Genomic DNA, 1,647 nt, shown 5'->3' with positions numbered 1-1,647 from the left:
AGCTCCTTTAAGGGATTAACCGCGGGAACATAGCTCTGCAGCGAGCAGTTGGACTTGACCGCAACGAAGCCGCGCTTGGTGCCGAGACGCTTGCGCTGTGCCTCGATGATCTTGATATGGTCTGCGTTGATCTCGGGAATTACCATCGGTACGTCGGGAGTGAAGCGGTGTGCGGAATTGTTTGATACAATCGGGCACTCAGCCTTTGCGTAACGCTCCTCAAGAGCCTTGATCTCGTCCTTCTTCATGTTGACAGCACAGAAGCAGAAGTCAACCTGAGCAGCTACCTCCTCAACCTTCTCGGCGTCGGTGATGATCATGTCCTTATACTTCTCGGGAAGCTCTTTGGCCATATGCCATCTGCCCTCTACAACGTCGCCGTACTTCTTGCCGGCGCTTCTTGCGCTTGCAGCCAATACGGTTACCTCAAACCAAGGGTGATTCTCAAGAAGAAGCGCAAAACGCTGTCCTACCATTCCTGTTGCTCCGATGATACCTACCTTGTACTTTTTCACTGTGATTCCTCCGAATTTATACAAAATTTAAAAAAGCGGTTGCCTATTTCGAAAATATATATTATTATAGAAACGGCGACTGCCGAGGCGTCAGTACCGAGACGCGCTCAAGGTACTGATTACTCCAAATATACCTCACTCTATAATATACCATTTTACGCGCATATTGTCAATTATTTTGCCGCGTAATTGTATTTCAATATTTTAACTTTTTCGGAGATAACTATGAAAACAAGTGATTTTTACTATGAACTGCCAAAGGAACTTATCGCTCAGACTCCTGTTGAACCGCGCGACAGCTCTCGCCTGCTGGTGCTCGACAGAAAAACCGGCGATATCTCTCACGAGCATTTTTACAATATCATCGACCGCTTGAACGAAGGCGATCTGCTTGTTGCCAACGATTCGCGCGTGCTTCCGGCGAGGATTTACGGCGTTAAGGAAGAAACCGGCGCAAGGGTCGAGTTCCTTTTGTTGAAGCAGATCAGCGGCAACCGCTGGGAAACCCTCTGCAAGCCCGGCAAAAAGGCGCGCGAGGGCGCAAGGTTCAGCTTTGGCGACGGGATCCTCAGAGCCGAGGTCGCCGGGGTCAGGGACGACGGAAACAGAATCGTGGACTTCGACTGCGACGAAAATTTCTTTGCTACGCTCGATAAAATCGGTCAGATGCCTCTCCCTCCCTACATCACCGAGGAGCTGAAGGACAAGGAACGCTATCAGACGGTTTACAGCCACGAATTAGGCTCCGCTGCCGCTCCGACCGCCGGGCTGCATTTCACCGAGGAGCTTATGGACAGAATCCGCGCAAAGGGCGTTAATATCGCGTACGTCACTCTGCACGTCGGTCTCGGAACCTTCCGTCCCGTCAAGGTCGACGACGTGACAAATCACAAAATGCACAGCGAACACTACGAAATTCCCGAGGAAACAGCCGGGCTGATTCGCCGCACAAAGGAAAACGGCGGCAGAGTTATCGCCGTCGGCACAACCTCATGCCGCACCCTTGAGAGCGTGGCGACTCAGTTCGGAGAAATCAAGGCATGCGAGGGCTTTACGGATATTTTCATCTATCCCGGATACGAATTCAAGGTTCTCGACGGCTTGATCACGAATTTCCACCTCCCCGAAAGCA

Annotated in this window: 1 protein-coding gene and 1 pseudogene; one reads left to right on the top strand and one right to left on the bottom strand. The window is 51.2% G+C overall.

The window, feature by feature from the left end:
- Positions 1-476: pseudogene (locus tag KQI64_RS06140) on the bottom strand (aspartate-semialdehyde dehydrogenase); the annotation flags it as partial.
- Between the two features lie 264 nt (positions 477-740).
- On the opposite strand from KQI64_RS06140, the gene queA reads away from it, so the two are divergent.
- On the top strand, positions 741-1,647 hold a 907-nt coding region (gene queA, locus KQI64_RS06135; protein ID WP_216523836.1), incomplete at its 3' end, for a tRNA preQ1(34) S-adenosylmethionine ribosyltransferase-isomerase QueA.

Origin of the sequence: Lachnoclostridium sp. MSJ-17 (assembly GCF_018918205.1) — a bacterium.
Lineage (GTDB): Bacteria > Bacillota > Clostridia > Oscillospirales > Acutalibacteraceae > Ruminococcoides.
This window is presented reverse-complemented; position numbering and strand designations above follow the sequence as displayed.